General features: G+C 63.4%; 11 protein-coding genes. 6 read left to right on the plus strand and 5 right to left on the minus strand.

What is annotated here, in order from left to right:
* Positions 1 to 185: 185 nt before the first annotated feature.
* Positions 186 to 6497 (minus strand): kinesin, encoded by a 6312-nt coding sequence (locus NKJ11_RS20550; protein WP_352631658.1) that lies wholly within the window; start codon positions 6495 to 6497, stop codon positions 186 to 188.
* A gap of 272 nt (positions 6498 to 6769) precedes the next feature.
* Between NKJ11_RS20550 and NKJ11_RS20555 the strand changes: the two genes are divergently transcribed.
* The 3 genes from NKJ11_RS20555 to NKJ11_RS20565 all read left to right on the plus strand — a co-directional run bounded on the left by NKJ11_RS20555 (position 6770) and on the right by NKJ11_RS20565 (position 8695).
* Positions 6770 to 7138: an Hpt domain-containing protein gene (locus tag NKJ11_RS20555; RefSeq protein ID WP_023813039.1), complete on the plus strand. Its 369-nt coding sequence runs from the start codon at positions 6770 to 6772 to the stop codon at positions 7136 to 7138.
* Between the two features lie 111 nt (positions 7139 to 7249).
* The gene (locus NKJ11_RS20560) at positions 7250 to 7570 is read left to right on the plus strand and encodes a 2Fe-2S iron-sulfur cluster-binding protein (protein WP_013531878.1); all 321 of its coding nucleotides are present in this window, start codon (positions 7250 to 7252) and stop codon (positions 7568 to 7570) included.
* A gap of 96 nt (positions 7571 to 7666) precedes the next feature.
* Positions 7667 to 8695 (plus strand): NAD(P)/FAD-dependent oxidoreductase, encoded by a 1029-nt coding sequence (locus NKJ11_RS20565; RefSeq protein ID WP_352440292.1) that lies wholly within the window; start codon positions 7667 to 7669, stop codon positions 8693 to 8695.
* A gap of 3 nt (positions 8696 to 8698) precedes the next feature.
* On the opposite strand, the gene NKJ11_RS20570 is transcribed toward NKJ11_RS20565, so the two are convergent.
* Positions 8699 to 10180 carry an MDR family MFS transporter gene (locus NKJ11_RS20570; RefSeq protein WP_352794181.1) on the minus strand — a complete coding sequence of 494 codons (1482 nt, stop codon included), beginning with the start codon at positions 10178 to 10180 and terminating at the stop codon, positions 8699 to 8701.
* A 190-nt stretch (positions 10181 to 10370) separates the two neighbouring features.
* The gene (locus tag NKJ11_RS20575; protein WP_352794213.1) at positions 10371 to 11045 is read right to left on the minus strand and encodes a DUF922 domain-containing Zn-dependent protease; all 675 of its coding nucleotides are present in this window, start codon (positions 11043 to 11045) and stop codon (positions 10371 to 10373) included.
* 103 nt (positions 11046 to 11148) lie between these two features.
* Between NKJ11_RS20575 and folP the strand changes: the two genes are divergently transcribed.
* Genes folP through folK form a run of 3 tightly spaced genes read left to right on the plus strand, consistent with a single transcriptional unit; the run spans position 11149 to position 12859 of the window.
* Positions 11149 to 12000, plus strand: coding sequence for a dihydropteroate synthase (gene folP, locus NKJ11_RS20580; RefSeq protein WP_023813035.1), 852 nt, complete (start codon positions 11149 to 11151; stop codon positions 11998 to 12000).
* Between the two features lie 3 nt (positions 12001 to 12003).
* Entirely contained in the window at positions 12004 to 12363 is a 360-nt protein-coding gene (folB, locus tag NKJ11_RS20585; RefSeq protein ID WP_023813034.1) for a dihydroneopterin aldolase, read from the plus strand.
* Positions 12347 to 12859, plus strand: coding sequence for a 2-amino-4-hydroxy-6-hydroxymethyldihydropteridine diphosphokinase (gene folK / locus NKJ11_RS20590; protein WP_127272685.1), 513 nt, complete (start codon positions 12347 to 12349; stop codon positions 12857 to 12859). The genes folB and folK overlap by 17 nt, the downstream gene beginning before the upstream one ends.
* A gap of 26 nt (positions 12860 to 12885) precedes the next feature.
* Here folK and NKJ11_RS20595 read toward each other — a convergent pair whose 3' ends face one another.
* Together NKJ11_RS20595 and NKJ11_RS20600 are read right to left on the minus strand one after the other, a co-directional pair.
* Complete coding sequence (locus NKJ11_RS20595; RefSeq protein ID WP_352794184.1) at positions 12886 to 13431, minus strand: DUF924 family protein; 546 nt, start codon at positions 13429 to 13431, stop codon at positions 12886 to 12888.
* A gap of 14 nt (positions 13432 to 13445) precedes the next feature.
* Complete coding sequence (locus NKJ11_RS20600) at positions 13446 to 15281, minus strand: monovalent cation:proton antiporter-2 (CPA2) family protein (protein ID WP_027036749.1); 1836 nt, start codon at positions 15279 to 15281, stop codon at positions 13446 to 13448.
* Positions 15282 to 15405: the final 124 nt, after the last annotated feature.

The following is a 15405-nucleotide window of genomic DNA, read 5'->3' on the forward strand; positions in this document are numbered from 1 at the left end:
ATCACACCCTTCGAGCGTCAGGGCAGCGGGTATTGTCGGTGGACTTCAGTGCGTCGGAAATCCGACTTGGGCAAGTCCCGAACGCGTCGATCGGCTTGCAAACGTGCTGCGGGCAGGTTCGGCGCGTGCCGGAGGTTCAGCACAGTCACAGGCGGGACCATGGCCCCGCCTGTTCAATTCCTGTCTTAGTGCAGGCGGCCGCTCGCATGGGCCAGCATGGTGTAGACCTTGCCTGTGTCCGACGTCAGATAGGTCTGCGCCATGATGTTGTCGCGGTCGTTGCGCGAGACATCCTTGAGCAGCTTCTCGAAATCGTCGCAGTAGCGGTCGACGGCGGCGCGGAACTCGGCCTCGGCCTGATACTTGCGACGAATCTCGTCGAACGTCTGCTGTCCCTTCAGCGTGTAGAGCCGCCGCGTGAAGACGTCACGCTCGCCACGCCGGTAGCGGTTCCACAGCTCGATCGAAGCATCGTGGTCGATGGCACGCGCGATGTCGACGGAGAGCGAGTTCAGCGATTCCACGACATGCAGGGGCGAGCGCTGGGCAGGGGTAGCGCGCTGCGCTTCCACGGGGGCCGTAGGGGCTGCCGACCTGAGGTCCTCATCGTTCGATGCCGCGGTAAGCAGATCGCGCACCCATCCGCCCTGAGGCGTGCGGGCGCTGGCATCGCCGCGCGGACGCGGTGCCGCCTCGGCAGGACGCTCAAGGTCGAGCGTGCCTCGCAATGCAGGGCCGCCCAAGGGCGCCTGAGGCGTGCGCAGGTCCGGCTGCGGTGCCGGTGCACGGCGCGGCGGCTCGGCGGCGCGTGCGGCCGGCGCTTGCGGCGCCGGGCGCAGGTTGCGTGGTTCTGATCCGTCACCGCCGCCGCGGCCGGACTTGGCCACGATGTCCGAAAGCTCCTTGAGGGCGTTGATCTGCTCGGAAACGGCGCGGCGGATGGCCGAGGTCGATTCCTTTGCCTCTTCCGGCATTTCGATGACGCCCTTCTTGAGCTCGGCCCGGGTCAGGTCGAGTTCGCTCTTGATCGAGCCCGCGGTGCGCCGCATCTCTTCGGTCGCATCGGCAAAGCGCTTGGTTGCCGAATCGACGACGTCGGTGATGGCATTGCGGATCTTGTCGGCCGATTCCATCGTCTTGCCTTCGGCATTCTGCAGCGTCTGGCCGACGAGATTTTCGAACGAGCGCATGACCCTTTCGAGATCTTCCGACTTCTTGACTAGGCCGACGGCGAGGTCTTCGAGCGACGATTGCCTCTCGAGCGTGTGTTCGAGATTGCTCTGGGCCGAGCTCAGCAGGTCCGAAGCGCTGGACAGCAGGCGGCTGTGTTCGTCGAACTTGGTGGCGATCGACGCCACCTCGCGCAAGGTGGACGACGACAGTTCCGTCAGCCTTGTCGTGTTCGAATCGACCAGTCGCGCCGAGCTGGCGAAGGTCTGCGCGGCTTTCTCGGTGGTGGCGGCGAAGCTTTGCGTGCTGCCGCTCAGGCGTTCATCGACCTGGCCGAGATTGACCGCGGCCTGCTCGATCAGCTGGCCGAGCTGCGAACTGGACTTGGTCATCCGGCCGATGAGATCGGCGACGCTGTCGGACAGCGACGAGCGGGCGCCCTCGACCGCCGACAAGGTTTCGGCGGTGCGGTTCGCGAGTGCGTCGACAAGCGCGGCATTCTCGGTGCGCAGCTTCTCGGTGGCGCGTTCGGTGACCTCTTCCATGCTCTTTTGCAGGTCCGAGCCGCCCTGGGCGAAACGCTCGACCAAGGGCCGTGCGGTTTCGTCGAGGATCTTCGACATTTCGGCCGAACGTGCGGCGAGCATGGTGTTGAGTTCGCGGGTGTTGGCGCCGATCGTCTTGGCGGCATCGTTGGTGCTCTGGCCGATATGCTGGCCGACCGCGGTGAAGGTCTCGGCGATCACATTGGCGCGCGAGACGAGTTGCGCCTCGGCATTCGACACCTGCTCGTTGAGCTTCTGGCCCATCGTCTCGGCTGTGAAGGCGAGGCGGTTCTCGACGCCTGAGACCTGCTCTTCGACACGGGCGGCCGCGGCCGCGGCGCTCGAGGCGAGCCGCTCGTCGGCGCCGGCAAGCGCCTGCTCGATTTCGCGGGCGTGCACGGCCATGTCCTGGCCGGTCCGCCTGGCGCGTTCGGCGACCCTTTGCTCGGTATCGGCAAAGGCACCGACGATGGTCTCGGCATGCTCGCCGATCGTGGTGGTGCTGCTGGCGATGCGCGACACCAGGCGCTGATCCGCGTCGTCGAAGATACGGCCGATTTCCGAAGCACGGCTCGACAGCGCTTCCGAACCTTCGGCGATGCGCGAGACGAGCTGCTGGTCGGCGGCATCGAAGATGCGGCCAAGGTCCGATGCGCGTGCGGCAAGCGCTTCGGCCGATTCGCCGATGCGCATGCCGAGCCGCTGGTCGGCGCCTTCGAAGTTGCGCAGGATGTCGCCGGCGCGCGCGGCCAGCGACTGGGCCGTTTCGATGGCGCGGGCGACCAGCTTCTGGTCGGCGGCATCGAACGTGCCTGCAATCTCGCTTGCACGAGCTGCCAGATGATCGGCGGTGTCCTGAGCCCGGGCGGTCAGCTGATCGGCGGTTTCCTGGGCGCGGGCGGCGAGCTTCTGGTCCGCCGCTTCGAAGGTGCCGGCGATCTCGCTTGCGCGAGCAGCCAGTTGATCGGCGGTTTCATGGGCGCGGGCCAGCAGCGAGCTGGACGTGTCGTCCGCACGGGCAAGCAAGGCGCTCGACGTATCTTCCGCACGGGCGTGCAGGCGACGGTCTGCATCCTCGAAGGTGCGGGCGATGTCTTCGGCCCGCGCCAGCAGGGCGGCGGAGGTCTGCTCGGCGCGCTCGGCGATCTTGCGGTCGGCGTCGCTGAACGCGGCGCCGGCCTGCTCGTGCAGGGTGCTGGTGACTTCCAGCACCTTCTCGCGCAGGGCGCCGGCGACAAATACGGCGCTCTTCTCGAGCACGGCGCGGACGTTGTCGACGCCTGTCGAGAGCGCACGCTCCATGGTGCCGGCGCGCTCCTCGATGATGCCCGTCTGGCGGCTGAACGCCTGCTCGATCTTTTCGACATCCGCCGCGATCGCGTCGGAAATGCCGGTGCTTCTGGCGGCGATCTGGTCGATGTGACCCGACAGCGACCGGTCGACGTCCTTGCGGGCCTCGGCCAACTTGCCCAGATCGTCTTCCAGTGCGCGGGCCAGCATATTACGGCCCTCGGACAGCTTGCCGACATGTCCGGCGATGACGTCGTCGATATCGCCACGGCTTTCGGTAAGCTTCTGCAGGTCAGCTTCGAGGGCGCGTTTGAGAATGTCGCGGCCCTCGGCCAGTTTCTCGACCTGGCCGGCGACCAGACCGTCGATGCTGGAGCGGCTTTCGGCCAGCTTGGCGAGATCGGCTTCCAGCGCGCGCTTGAGAACATCGCGGCCTTCGGCGAGCTTCTCGACCTGGCCGGCGACCAGGCCATCGATGCTGGAGCGGCTCTCGGCCAGCTTGGCGAGATCGTCCTCGAGCGCCTTCGACAGGGTCGAGCGTTCCTGGACAAGCCTTTCCGCGTGGCTGTTGACGAGGCCGCCGACATTTTCGAGGTCGGCTTCAAGCGCTTTCGACAGCGTTGAACGATCCTGGACGAGCCTTTCGGAATGGCTGTTGACCAAGCCGTTGACGCTTTCGAGATCAGCCTCGAGCGCCCGGGCGAACTGTGCCCGGTCATCGACCAGCTTCTGCGACTGATCGGCAATGGTTCCCTTGATCGCATTGAGGTCGGATTCCAGAGCGCGCCGCAGGATGTCGCGACCCTCGGAAAGCTTCTCGACCTGACCGGCGACGAGCCCGTCGATGCTGGAGCGGCTGTCGGCCAGCTTGGCGAGGTCGTCCTCAAGTGCCCTGGACAGGGCGGAGCGGTCTTGGACAAGCTTGTTCATGTGATCGGCGATGACGCTGTTCACATTCTGCAGGTCGGTTTCCAGCACCCGCGAAAGCTGCCCGCGATCCTCGGCCAGCTTTTCCGACTGGCTTGAGATGACGCCCTTGATCGTGTTCAGGTCGGATTCCAGCGCGCGCTTGAGAATGTCGCGGCCTTCGGCCAGCTTCTCGACCTGACCGGCGACCAGACCGTCGATGCTCGAACGGCTTTCGGCCAGCTTGGCAAGGTCGGCTTCAAGGGTCTGCGACAGCAGGCTGCGGTCTTCGGCGAGGCGTCCTGAATGCCCTTCGATCAGGCCGCGTATGCCGGACAGATCATTGTCGAGCGAATGGGAAAGCTGTGTGCGGTCCTCTGCCAGTTTGGCGGAATGGGTTTCGATGAGGCTCTTGATGCCGACGATGTCGTTTTCCAACGCCTTGGCGAGCACGGCGCGGCCTTCGGCGATCTTTTCCACCTGACCGGCGACCAGACCGTCGATGTCGGCGCGGCTGTCGGACAGTTTGCCGAGATCGGCTTCCAAAGCGCGCGACAGGATGTTGCGGCCCTCGGCGAGTTTTCCGACATGACCTGCGACCATTTCATCAATGATCGTACGAGCTTGCACCAGTTTCCCGGAGTCTTCGTTCAAGGCAGTGGAGAGCCTGTTGCGGCCTTCTTCCAGCCTTTCTAGATGGCTGCCGAGCGATGCATCGATGGCCGCCCGCGATTCATTGACCTTGCGCAGATCCTCTTCAAGAGCGCGCGAGATCAGGCTGCGGCCTTCGGCCAGCTTCTGTACCTGGTTGGTCACCGCCGCATCGATGCCGGCGCGGCCCTCGGCGAACTTCGCCAGGTCGGCCTCCATGGCCGTGGCCATGCGTTCGCGGCTTTCTGACAGTTTCCTGCTGTGGTTCTCGACGGCTTCCTCGATGCCGACGCGGGCGTCGGCGAGCCGCTGGATGTCACTGTCGAACGAACGCGACACGACGTGGCGGGCGGCTTCCATGCGCCCGGCGAAGTCGCTGGCGCGGGCTTCGAGCATAGAGGAGGTCGAAGTGACGATGTCGGCCATGTCGGCGCCGATCTGGGTCTTGCCCTGATCGATCATCGCCGACAACGTGTCCTTGCTCTCGGCAAAGGTGTGGGCGATTTCGCGGGCGCGCTCGACCAGCGTTTCGTTGATCTGGCGGGCGCGGGCCTCGAGTGCCGCATTGAGCTTCTGCGTTCCGGTGTCGAGCGCCTCGGCGCGGGTCTGGAACTCGCTGATCAGTGCCTGGCCGCGTTCGGCGAGCGTCCGCTCGATGCCGTTGAGGCTGGCCTCGAATTCGGAATTGAGGGTGCGCGCGGCGCCGCCGAGCAGCGACACCATGCCGGTGGTGCGATCGTCGAGCAGATCGGTCAACGACCGCGTCAGGCCGTCCGTGGTGTCCGTCAGCTTGGCAATGCGGGTGTCGAGAAGGCTGGCGAAGGCCTCGCCCGAGGTCGACAGCCGATCGGTGATCGAATCGAGCCGGCCTTCGACCGAATCGAAGATCGACATCGAGCTTTCGTTGATGCGATCGATCAGCGTGTCGCCGGAATTGGTGATCGTCATCGACAATTTGGTCGATGCATTCAGGATCGAGTCGCGGATGATATCGGAGGCGGCGCCGATCTCGTCCTTCAGCGTCTCATGCGCGCCGGTGATCGAGGCGCGGACGCGCTCGGCATGGGTGACGACGGCTTCGCGCTCGCTGCCGAGCCCGTCGACCAGCGAACGGATGCGGGATTCATTCTCGGAATAGGAGCGTTCGATCTGGTTGACTTCGCTGTGGACAAGCGTTTCCAGTTCGACGGCGCGGGCAAGTGTGCGTTCGATGCCTTCGCCCATGGCCGCGACTTCGCGACGAACGGCCTGGCCGATCATCATGACGCGATCCTGGGCAAGGTTTTCCGGCTCGGTCAGGCGGAAGGCCACTTCGGTCATGGACTGTGCGGCGATGCGCATTTCCTGGGCGCGGCGAATCATGGCGGCGAAGGCCCAGAACAGGATGACGGGCACGATGGCCGCGACAGCGAGGCCGATCAGTTCCGGACGGGCAAGGAACTGGTCGAGCGTACGGATTCTCCAGATGCTCGGTCCGAAAAGCAGATTGGCCAAACCGCCGGCGCCGGCGAACCAGGCGAGCGAAACGAAGGCGACGACCCAGTAAATGGTGTTCGAGGCACGCCTGTTGAGGCTGTGCAGAAGCGTCTTGTAGTCCTTCTGGCGATCGTCATTGGCCGGCGCGAAACCCGCGGGCTGGGCGCCATTGCGCGGTTCCACGGGGCGCAATTCGGCAGGCTTGGCCTTGGGCGCGGGTTTCGCGGCGTGGTTCTGATTGACCACAGGCTCCGGGTTTTGTTCCGGCTTATGATTGCGTCCCTCGCGCGCCAGCTCGTCGGCCGCCTGGGATATCTGAGCTTCCAGATCCTCCATCGAAGCCGCGATGTCGAGGTCGCCGCTGCCGATCTCGTTGCTGAGGTCGAGATCGAGCGCCTTTTCCAGTTCCCTGGCCACGTCGCTGTCGAGAGTTCTCGTCGTCGTTGGTTTCTTTGCCATGCCTTCGCTACCCTGTACTAGCTGCCGCGGGCTTATAATTCTGTTTGTCTTGCCCCGCGCAGGAGGCTGAAAATGGACCCCTCGTATCGTAATGACACAGGGGGGTAAAGAAAACATGCATTCCGCGGGATACGTAAAACTTTAAATATAAGGTTAACGGAACTGTGATTTGGGCGCCGCTTTGGCAACATTTTTCCCGGCCATTCATTAACCCGTTGTCCATTGGATTCGCCTAGGTTTTTGGGCGAATCGAAGAAACGGAGTTCGAGTTCATGCGTGGCGAAAGCGGCATTGCCTTCTCAATGCCCGGGGGCGACGTATCCGGACCAAGGCGGTCACGGCCGGTCGATTTGGCACACCTTGCCCGCCAGACGATGGGCGACCGCAGCCTTGAGCAAGAGGTGCTGGCGCTGTTTGTACAGCAGGCGCTGTCCGTGCGCGACAGAATAGTCGACGCCGACATCAAGGACCGGCTTCTGCTCGCCCATGGATTAAAGGGTTCGGCACGGGGCGTCGGCGCCTTTGCCATTGCCGATTGCGCCACCGAGATCGAGCACCGGCCGGAAGACGGCCAGACGCTCAAGCGGCTTGGCACGCTGATCGACGAAGTGCGCGATTTCATCGCCGCCATCAACCGCTGAATCCGCGCCGAACCCGATTTGCGGAAAAACGTCATCGGGCGGCGCTTTCATGCGGCAGTTGACTTGTCAGCCGGAGTGATTATCTCGGCTGGAACTCCCTTCAGGTGACAAATGACCAAGCTGACTTTCATTGCCCATGACGGCACGCATTTCGACATGGACGCCGAGAACGGCTCTACGGTCATGGAGAACGCGATCCGCAACGCCGTGCCCGGGATCGAAGCCGAATGCGGCGGTGCCTGCGCCTGTGCCACCTGTCACGTCTATGTCGACGAAGCCTGGACGGCTGAAGTCGGCGAGCCGGAAGCGATGGAAGAGGACATGCTGGACTTCGCCTACGACGTCCAGCCCAACTCGCGCCTGTCATGCCAGATCAAGGTCCGCGATGCGCTTGACGGCCTGGTTGTCCGCGTGCCCGCCCGCCAGGGATAAGCGCAGGATCTTTGCCAACTGATTTTTCCCGCTGCGGCTTGGCAGCGGAGCATTGGTCATGCAGTGTCCTGCTCTCTTCGCAGCGAGGCACATCGCATGACCGAGACCACCAAGACAGACGTGCTTATTGTCGGGGCAGGGCCGGTCGGCCTGTTTGCCGTGTTCGAGCTCGGCCTGTTCGACATGAAGTGCCACCTGATCGACATTCTGGATCGGCCGGGCGGCCAGTGCGCGGAGCTCTATCCGGAAAAGCCGATCTACGACATTCCAGGCTGGCCTTCGATCTCGGCGCAGGGGCTGGTCGACAAATTGCTCGAGCAGATCGCGCCGTTCAAGCCTGATTTCAGCTACAACCGAATGGTTTCCAGCCTGGAAAAACTGGAGGACGGCAGTTTTCGCGTCACCACCGACGAAAATGAGGTGTTCGAGGCCAAGGTGGTGGTGATTGCCGCCGGCGGCGGCTCCTTCCAGCCCAAGCGTCCGCCGATCCCCGGCATAGAGCCCTATGAAGGCAAGAGTGTCTTCTATTCGGTGCGCCGGATGGAGGATTTTCGCGGCCATGACCTCGTTATCGTCGGCGGCGGCGACTCGGCACTCGACTGGACGCTGAACCTGCAGCCAGTGGCAAAGAGCGTGACGCTGGTGCACCGGCGGCCCGAGTTCCGTGCCGCCCCCGACAGCGTCAACAAGATGTATGCCATGCAGGAAATGAGGCAGCTGGAATTCCAGGTCGGGCAGGTGACCGGATTGACCGGTGCCGACGGCCAACTGTCATCGGCCACCATCAAGGGACCGGACGGCGATGTCGAGGTGCCTTGCACGCGCATGCTGCCGTTCTTCGGCCTGACCATGAAGCTCGGACCGATCGCGGAATGGGGTCTCAACCTTCACGAGAACCTTATTCCGGTCGATACCGAGAAGTTCCAGACATCGGTGCCCGGTATCTTCGCGGTCGGCGATATCAACTGGTATCCGGGCAAGCTGAAGCTGATCCTGTCGGGCTTCCACGAAGTGGCGCTGATGGCGCAGGCCGCCAAGCGCATCATCAGCCCCGGCGAGCGCATCGTTTTCCAGTACACGACCTCGTCGACCAGCCTGCAGAAGAAGCTTGGCGTCTCCGGCTGAACCTTACTCGGCGAGCATCGGCGTCGCATTGTCGGCGTAACCGCGAAGCTCCTTTTCGGGCATCAGCGTCAGCGTGATCAGCCCCAGCAGCAATGTAGCGGCGGCGACGGCAAAGATCATCACGAACGGCTCGACCGTCGCGCTATGGCCCACGATCCGCACGCCTTCACCGGCAAGCGGCAGGCCGTAGCCCAGAGCGACCGCGCCGAGCATCGCGACACCAAGCGCACTGCCAAGCGAACGCAGGAATGTCAGCACGCCCGTCGCGACGCCGAGATGCACGCGATCGACGGCGTTCTGGACCGACACGGTGGTGACCGGAAACGTCGTTCCGGTTCCAAACCCGATGCAGATCGTCAAGACCTCTACCTCCAGCAGCGTTGCATATCCTGCGACGACGGCCAGCAGGCAGAGGCACAGCATGCTGAAGACGACGCCCACCATTGCAATGCGCTTGTAGTGGGTGAAATGCGGTATCATGCGCCCGCTGAATGCCGCGCCGCCGACGGTCCCCAGCAGAAGCCCAAGCATCGCGATGCCCGACTCTGCTGCCGACAGGCCGAGCACCGCCTGAAGATAGACGGGCAGGTACACAGCCATGCCGACGCTTGCGGCCTGAAGCAGGAACATCGAAAGCGTGCCTGCCAGAACGATTGGATTGCCAAGCACTTCAAGCGAGATGAGCGGCTCGGCGGCTCGCATAAGCCGCAAGGCAAAAGCGCCCCAGAAAATCGCCGAACCGCAGAGAACGCCGATGACTTCAAGCGAAATCCAGGGATAGGCGCTGCCGCCCCAGTTCAATGCGAGCAGCAGCAGCGCCGTGGCAATGATCAGAAGCAACGCGCCGAGGCCGTCGATACGATGGCGCTTTGCGGCAACGGGCAGTTTCTTGAGCGGCTTGTTGATGATCGCCATCGCAAGAACACCAAGCGGAATGTTGATCCAGAAGATCAGTGACCAGTGCAGGTGCTCTGCGAAAGTGCCGCCGAGCAATGGACCGGCAATGCTGGCGACAGCCCATGTGCCGGAGAACCAGGCGGCATAGCGTGCCCGCTCGCGCGGCGGAACGAGATCGCCGACGACGGTCTGCGTCAAAGCGAACAAGCCGCCGCCGCCGGCGCCCTGGATCGCCCGCCCGACAACCAGCACAAACATGTTGGGAGCCATCGCACTGACCAGCGATCCCGCCAAAAAGATCAGGATCGCGGCATAGACGGTCGGCCGGCGGCCGTAGACATCGGAAATCTTGCCGTAGAGCGGGGCCACGGCGGTAGCGGTCAGGAGATAACCGGTGACGATCCATGGCAGATAGTGTGCGTTTCCGAGCGCATGCCCGATGGTCGGCATGGCCGGCGCGACAATGGTCTGGTCGAGTGCCGCCAACAGCATCGACAACAGCACGCCGCCGATGATGGCGTTCTTTTCGCTCTCTTTTATCGGCGTGCCGGTTTCCGCCATCGTTTTGTTATGGACAGCCTGGTCCATGATCGTTCATCCAAAAGCTTGCGATTTGACCGGCGCTGTTCAGCCGTTCCGGTTTCTTGACCGTTTGGATCGCATTGGTGTTTTAAGCTCGCGTCGGGCGAGCCTGATATATGTCGTCCCATATAGGCCGGTTTCGACAGGGGCTCGAAAGTTTTTCGAATCTGGCACTACGCTTCGACGAATTTGGCTTTCAGTTCGGGTGCGTTCTGGTCGGCGGCAGTCGGCCGTTCCCGATGCGCTCCATGCGGTAGCGCAGCAGCCGCAAGATGCGGCTTTCGAAATTGACGCTTTCGACGCGGTCGAACTGAAGCTGGGCGCGGTCGTGCCTGGCCAGGACAGCCGCGGTGATCGCGGCCGCTTTGGCCTTGGCGGCGTCGCAGTTCTTTTGCGGGTAGGTGGCCTTCAAGGCCTCTTCGAGTTCGCCGCCATGGTTCTTGGCGATTTCGACATGGCGCTCCTCATGGCGCTTGATGTCGGCGGACAGCGTATCCCAGAAGAGCCTGACATCGGCATCTGCTTTGCGCGGGCGGCGCCACTCGGGAAGGATCACCTTCACCTTGACGGTCACCACCGCGTCGGCGATCCGGCAGGAACTCGGCGTCTGCGCATAGCTGATCCGGGTGGTGAAGGCCATTTGCGTGGCGCCCGGGTGCCGCGTGCCTGTGCTTTTCACCTCCGGCCCGCGTTTGGAGAGTTGTGCCTCGATGTCGTCGAGCGTGCTGCCGCCGATGGCGAAATAGCTGTACGTCTTGACGAGATTGGCGGCAGCCGCCGGAAGCGGGCTCATGGCGAGCAGCAGCGCGCAAGCCAAGGATTGTTTCACGCCCAAGGACGGTTTTTTCATGCCAAGCATGGATCGTTTCATCATGTTGCCTCTTCGACCACCTTGCTTTACGGCCGTTGCCGGCGCAATGAAATTGATCCGCCAGGGATCACACATGATTGATGAACTCCATGGTCGATGAGCAATGACGGCCAGGCGATGGCAGTTGGCGCATGGACGCCATCTCGACCTTGGCGGCAAGGCCGTGGTCGTCGGCATCCTCAATGTCACGCCCGATAGCTTTTCCGATGGCGGCCAGTTCGACGCCCCTGAAAAGGCGCTGGCCCAGGCGCGCCGCATGATCGGGGAAGGGGCACTGGTCGTCGATGTCGGCGGAGAATCGACGCGCCCAGGTGCTGCCGCGGTATCGGCCAGTCAGGAACAGGACCGCATCCTGCCTGTGATCGAAGCGCTGGCGGGCGTGAGTGAGGTGCTGATTTCGGTCGACACCTATCGCGCCGACACGGCGCGGCTGGCGGTTGCCGCCGGCGCTCATATCGTCAACGATGTATGGGGTTTGCAGCGCGAGCCCGATATTGCGCGTGTCGCCGCCGACACCGGCGCCGGGCTTGTCATCATGCATACCGGGCGGGATCGCCAGAAACTGCCGGATGTGATTGCCGATCAATTGACGTTCCTGCGAAGGTCGCTGGAAATCGTCCGCCAGAACGGCATCGCCGACGATCGTATCGTGCTCGATCCCGGTTTCGGATTCGCCAAGGAGACGGCGGAGGAAAATCTCGACCTGATGGCACGCTTTTCGGAATTGCATGCACTTGGCTTGCCGCTGATGGCCGGTACGTCGCGAAAGCGCTTCATCGGCACGGTCACCGGCCGTGATGCCGCCGACAGAGCGGTCGGAACAGCGGCGACCAGCGTCATCTTGAGGCTCCAGGGCGCCGATCTGTTTCGCGTCCACGATGTCGCATTCAACGTGGACGCTTTGGCGCTCGCGGATGCTATGCTGGCGCGTCAGACGGACCGGGCGAGAAACTGAGCGATGTATGTCATCCGCATGAAGAACTGCGCTTTCTTTGCCCGGCACGGCGTGCTGGACGAGGAGGAAAGGCTCGGCCAGCGCTTCTATGTCGATGCCGTTCTCACCGTCGATCCAGGCCGGGCGCTTGCCGAGGATTCCATCGAGGATACGGTCCATTACGGCATTGCATTCACCGTCATTGAAAAGATCATCACCGGGCAGCGCCGTTTTCTGATCGAGTCGCTGGCGCTCGAAGTGGCCCGTGCGCTGACGGCGCGTTTTCCGCAGATAAAGAAAGCCGAGATCACGGTGCGCAAGCCGAACGCACCGGTGCCCGGCGTGCTCGATTATGTCGAGGTGACCGTTGTCTGGCCCGAATAGTACCGTTTATCTCAGCCTTGGCGGCAATCTTGGCGATCCGGCGAAATCCATGGGCGCGGCGCTGCGAATGCTGGATGCCGACGCGGATACGCGCGTCACCGGCGTTTCCTCGCTTTATCGCACGCCGCCCTGGGGCAAGCTCGATCAGCCGGATTTTCTCAATGCGGCCGCCGAGATTTCCACCGTGCTTGCACCGCGTGCCTTGCTCGATCTCTGCCTCGATGCGGAGCGCAAGCTGAAGCGGGTCCGGGAGGAGCGCTGGGGGCCGCGGCTGATCGATATCGACATTCTGGTGTTCGGCGACCGCGTCATCCACGAGACCGGGCTGGAGGTGCCGCATCCGCGCATGCTGGAGCGCGCCTTCGTGCTGGCGCCGCTGGCCGAGATCGCACCCGGCCTGGTTGTCAGCGGTCGCAGCATCACCGACCGGCTGGTCGCCGTCGATACCTCAGGCATCGAGCGATTGTCGTCCGGCCGGGATTGGTGGCTGGCCTGATTTCTGGGCAAGGCGACGGCCGAACTTTAGCCCGAGAAGCCGCCACCATCCAGAAACGTCTGCTCCTGCGGGGTGGTTTCGCGGCCAAGCATCCTGTTTCGGTGCGGAAAACGGCCGAAATTCTGAATGATATCGCGGTGTTCGACAGCATACTTCAGGTAGGGCTCTGCCCTGGCTTGCGTCAACTCGACCGAAATGTCCTGGTCGGCCAGCAGTTCCGAATGCTCATACGGCAGATAGAGGAAAACACGGAGTCTTTCCTCGAGTGCCAGGTCATGACCAGCCGCGATCGCCCTCTCTGCGAAATATCTGGCGAGCGGATCGGTCGCGTACATATGGCCGGTGCCGCGAAAACAGTTCCGGGGAAACTGGTCGAGCAGGATCATCAGCGCCAGCGCGCCTTCGGCGTGTTCCAGCCAATCGTCGCATTCACGCCGCGCGGCGGCGTAGTGCAGGCCGAGAAAGCGGTCGCGGAAGTCGGCATCGAATGCTTCGTTCTTCTCGAACCAGGCATCCTCGCCGGCATCCCGCCAGAATTTGGTGACCGACAGGGCCCTGCTGTCCAATTCCATGCATAGTTCCTTGCTCAATCGGCGGGTTCGGACTTGTGCAGCACACCCGCGGTTTCTTCATTGAGTGCCTGACCAGGCCGGCGCGGCGTGGAGAGCGGTGTCGGAATCGGCGTGCCGATATTGCCTCTCAGGAAGCGCTGTCCGGCGCGAATGCCTTCGGCAAGCTGGGTTTCGAAGCGATCGGTGTCGCGGCGCCTGACGTCTTCGATCGTTTCAGCCACGTCTTCGGGATCGACGCCCAGCGATTCCAGGGCCGAGCCGCCGAAAACAAGTGCGGATTCGAAGGTTTCACGCAGTTGGTAATCAACGCCGGCGCGAATGAGCTGCAGCGCGGTACCACGATCGAAAGCGCGGGCCAGCACGGTGAGCAAAGGAAACTCAGCCTTGATGAGCTCCGCGATGCGGACGGCGGCATCGGCCTTGTCGACGCAGATCAGCACGGCGCGCGCCCGGCCGGCGCCTGCCGCATGCAGGATGTCCAGTCGCGTGCCGTCGCCATAGTAGACCTTGAAGCCGAAATCGGCCGCCGCCTGGATCATTTCGACGTCATTGTCGATGATTGAGACGTCGATGCCGCGCAGCAGCAGCGGCTGGCTGGCGATCTGGCCGAAGCGACCGAAGCCGATGACCAGGACGCTGCCGGTCAGGCCATCGGCGACATCGACGCCGTCGAGCGACTGCTCGTCGCGCGGCGTCAGATAGCGCAAGGCGATGATGGCCAGCGGCGTCAGCACCATGGAGATGATGACGATCGCAGTCAGCGTCGCGTTGGCCTGGCTGTCGATGATGCCGACCGCCGCGGCCGCCGAGTAAAGGACAAAGGCGAATTCGCCGCCTTGTGCCATGAAGACCGCGCGCTCAAGCGCTTCGCGGTGGCCTGATTTCAGGATGCGGGCGACGATGTAGATGCCGAACGCCTTCATCACCATGTAGGCGACGACATAGACGGCGATCAGCCGCCAGTTCGCCGCGACCACATGCAGGTCGAGCGACATGCCCACCGCGAGGAAGAACAGACCGAGCAGGATGCCGCGGAAGGGTTCGACGTCGGCCTCGAGCTGATGGCGGAAGGTCGATTCGGACAAAAGCACGCCGGCCAGGAAGGCACCCATCGCCATCGACAGGCCGCTGAGCTGCATGGCGAGGGCGGATCCGAGAACGACCAGGAGCGCTGCCGCCGTCATCACCTCGCGGGCACGGGCATCCGCCAGGATGCGGAAGAACGGGTTGAGCAGATAGCGGCCGGCCACCACCAGGCCGACGATAGCGGCGAGGCCGATGCCGACCTCGGTCAGCCGCTCCGACAGGCTGGTGTCGGCTCCACCGGGTGCCAGGAACGCGATCAGGGCCAGCAGCGGCACGATGGCAAGATCCTCGAGCAGCAGCACCGATACGATGCGCTGGCCTTTCGGTGCGGCGATTTCACCGCGTTCCTCCAGAAGCTGCATGACGATCGCCGTCGAGGTCAGCACGAAGCCGGCGCCGGCGACGAAGGATTGCGCGATCGGAAACCCTCCAGCCATGCCGACACCGGTCAGCAGGAGCGCGCAGACGCCGACCTGCAGCGCGCCGAGGCCGAAGATCTCACGGCGCAGGCCCCACAGCCGCGACGGCTGCATTTCCAGCCCGATGATGAACAGGAACATCACCACGCCGAGTTCGGCGACATGAAGAATGGCTTCCGATTCGGAAAAGACGCCGAGGCCGAACGGGCCGATCACCACGCCGGCAGCCAGATAGCCGAGGATCGAGCCGAGGCCCATGCGCTTGAAGATCGGAACGGCAACGACGCCGGCCGCAAGTAGCGCCACCACCTGAATCAGATCGCTGCCCGATGCTTCCGCCGCCATGCCTCTTGTCCCTGTGTCTAGCAGAACTCCTTGCATGCAGTTGGAGTGGGAGGCAAGGCGAGAAATCTGCTGGGAAAGGTAGGGTGCCGCTGCAGCGATTCCCCTGGTGGAACAACGGTCCCCG

The sequence above is a fragment of the Mesorhizobium sp. M0243 genome, from assembly GCF_040321775.1.
Lineage (GTDB): Bacteria > Pseudomonadota > Alphaproteobacteria > Rhizobiales > Rhizobiaceae > Mesorhizobium.

Coding starts and splice junctions, on each gene's coding strand:
- NKJ11_RS20550 (WP_352631658.1), bottom strand. CDS start 6,497: ATGGCAAAGAAACCAACGACGACGAGAACTCTCGACAGCGACGTGGCC.
- NKJ11_RS20555 (WP_023813039.1), top strand. CDS start 6,770: ATGCGTGGCGAAAGCGGCATTGCCTTCTCAATGCCCGGGGGCGACGTA.
- NKJ11_RS20560 (WP_013531878.1), top strand. CDS start 7,250: ATGACCAAGCTGACTTTCATTGCCCATGACGGCACGCATTTCGACATG.
- NKJ11_RS20565 (WP_352440292.1), top strand. CDS start 7,667: ATGACCGAGACCACCAAGACAGACGTGCTTATTGTCGGGGCAGGGCCG.
- NKJ11_RS20570 (WP_352794181.1), bottom strand. CDS start 10,180: ATGGACCAGGCTGTCCATAACAAAACGATGGCGGAAACCGGCACGCCG.
- NKJ11_RS20575 (WP_352794213.1), bottom strand. CDS start 11,045: ATGAAACGATCCATGCTTGGCATGAAAAAACCGTCCTTGGGCGTGAAA.
- folP (WP_023813035.1), top strand. CDS start 11,149: ATGACGGCCAGGCGATGGCAGTTGGCGCATGGACGCCATCTCGACCTT.
- folB (WP_023813034.1), top strand. CDS start 12,004: ATGTATGTCATCCGCATGAAGAACTGCGCTTTCTTTGCCCGGCACGGC.
- NKJ11_RS20595 (WP_352794184.1), bottom strand. CDS start 13,431: ATGGAATTGGACAGCAGGGCCCTGTCGGTCACCAAATTCTGGCGGGAT.
- NKJ11_RS20600 (WP_027036749.1), bottom strand. CDS start 15,281: ATGGCGGCGGAAGCATCGGGCAGCGATCTGATTCAGGTGGTGGCGCTA.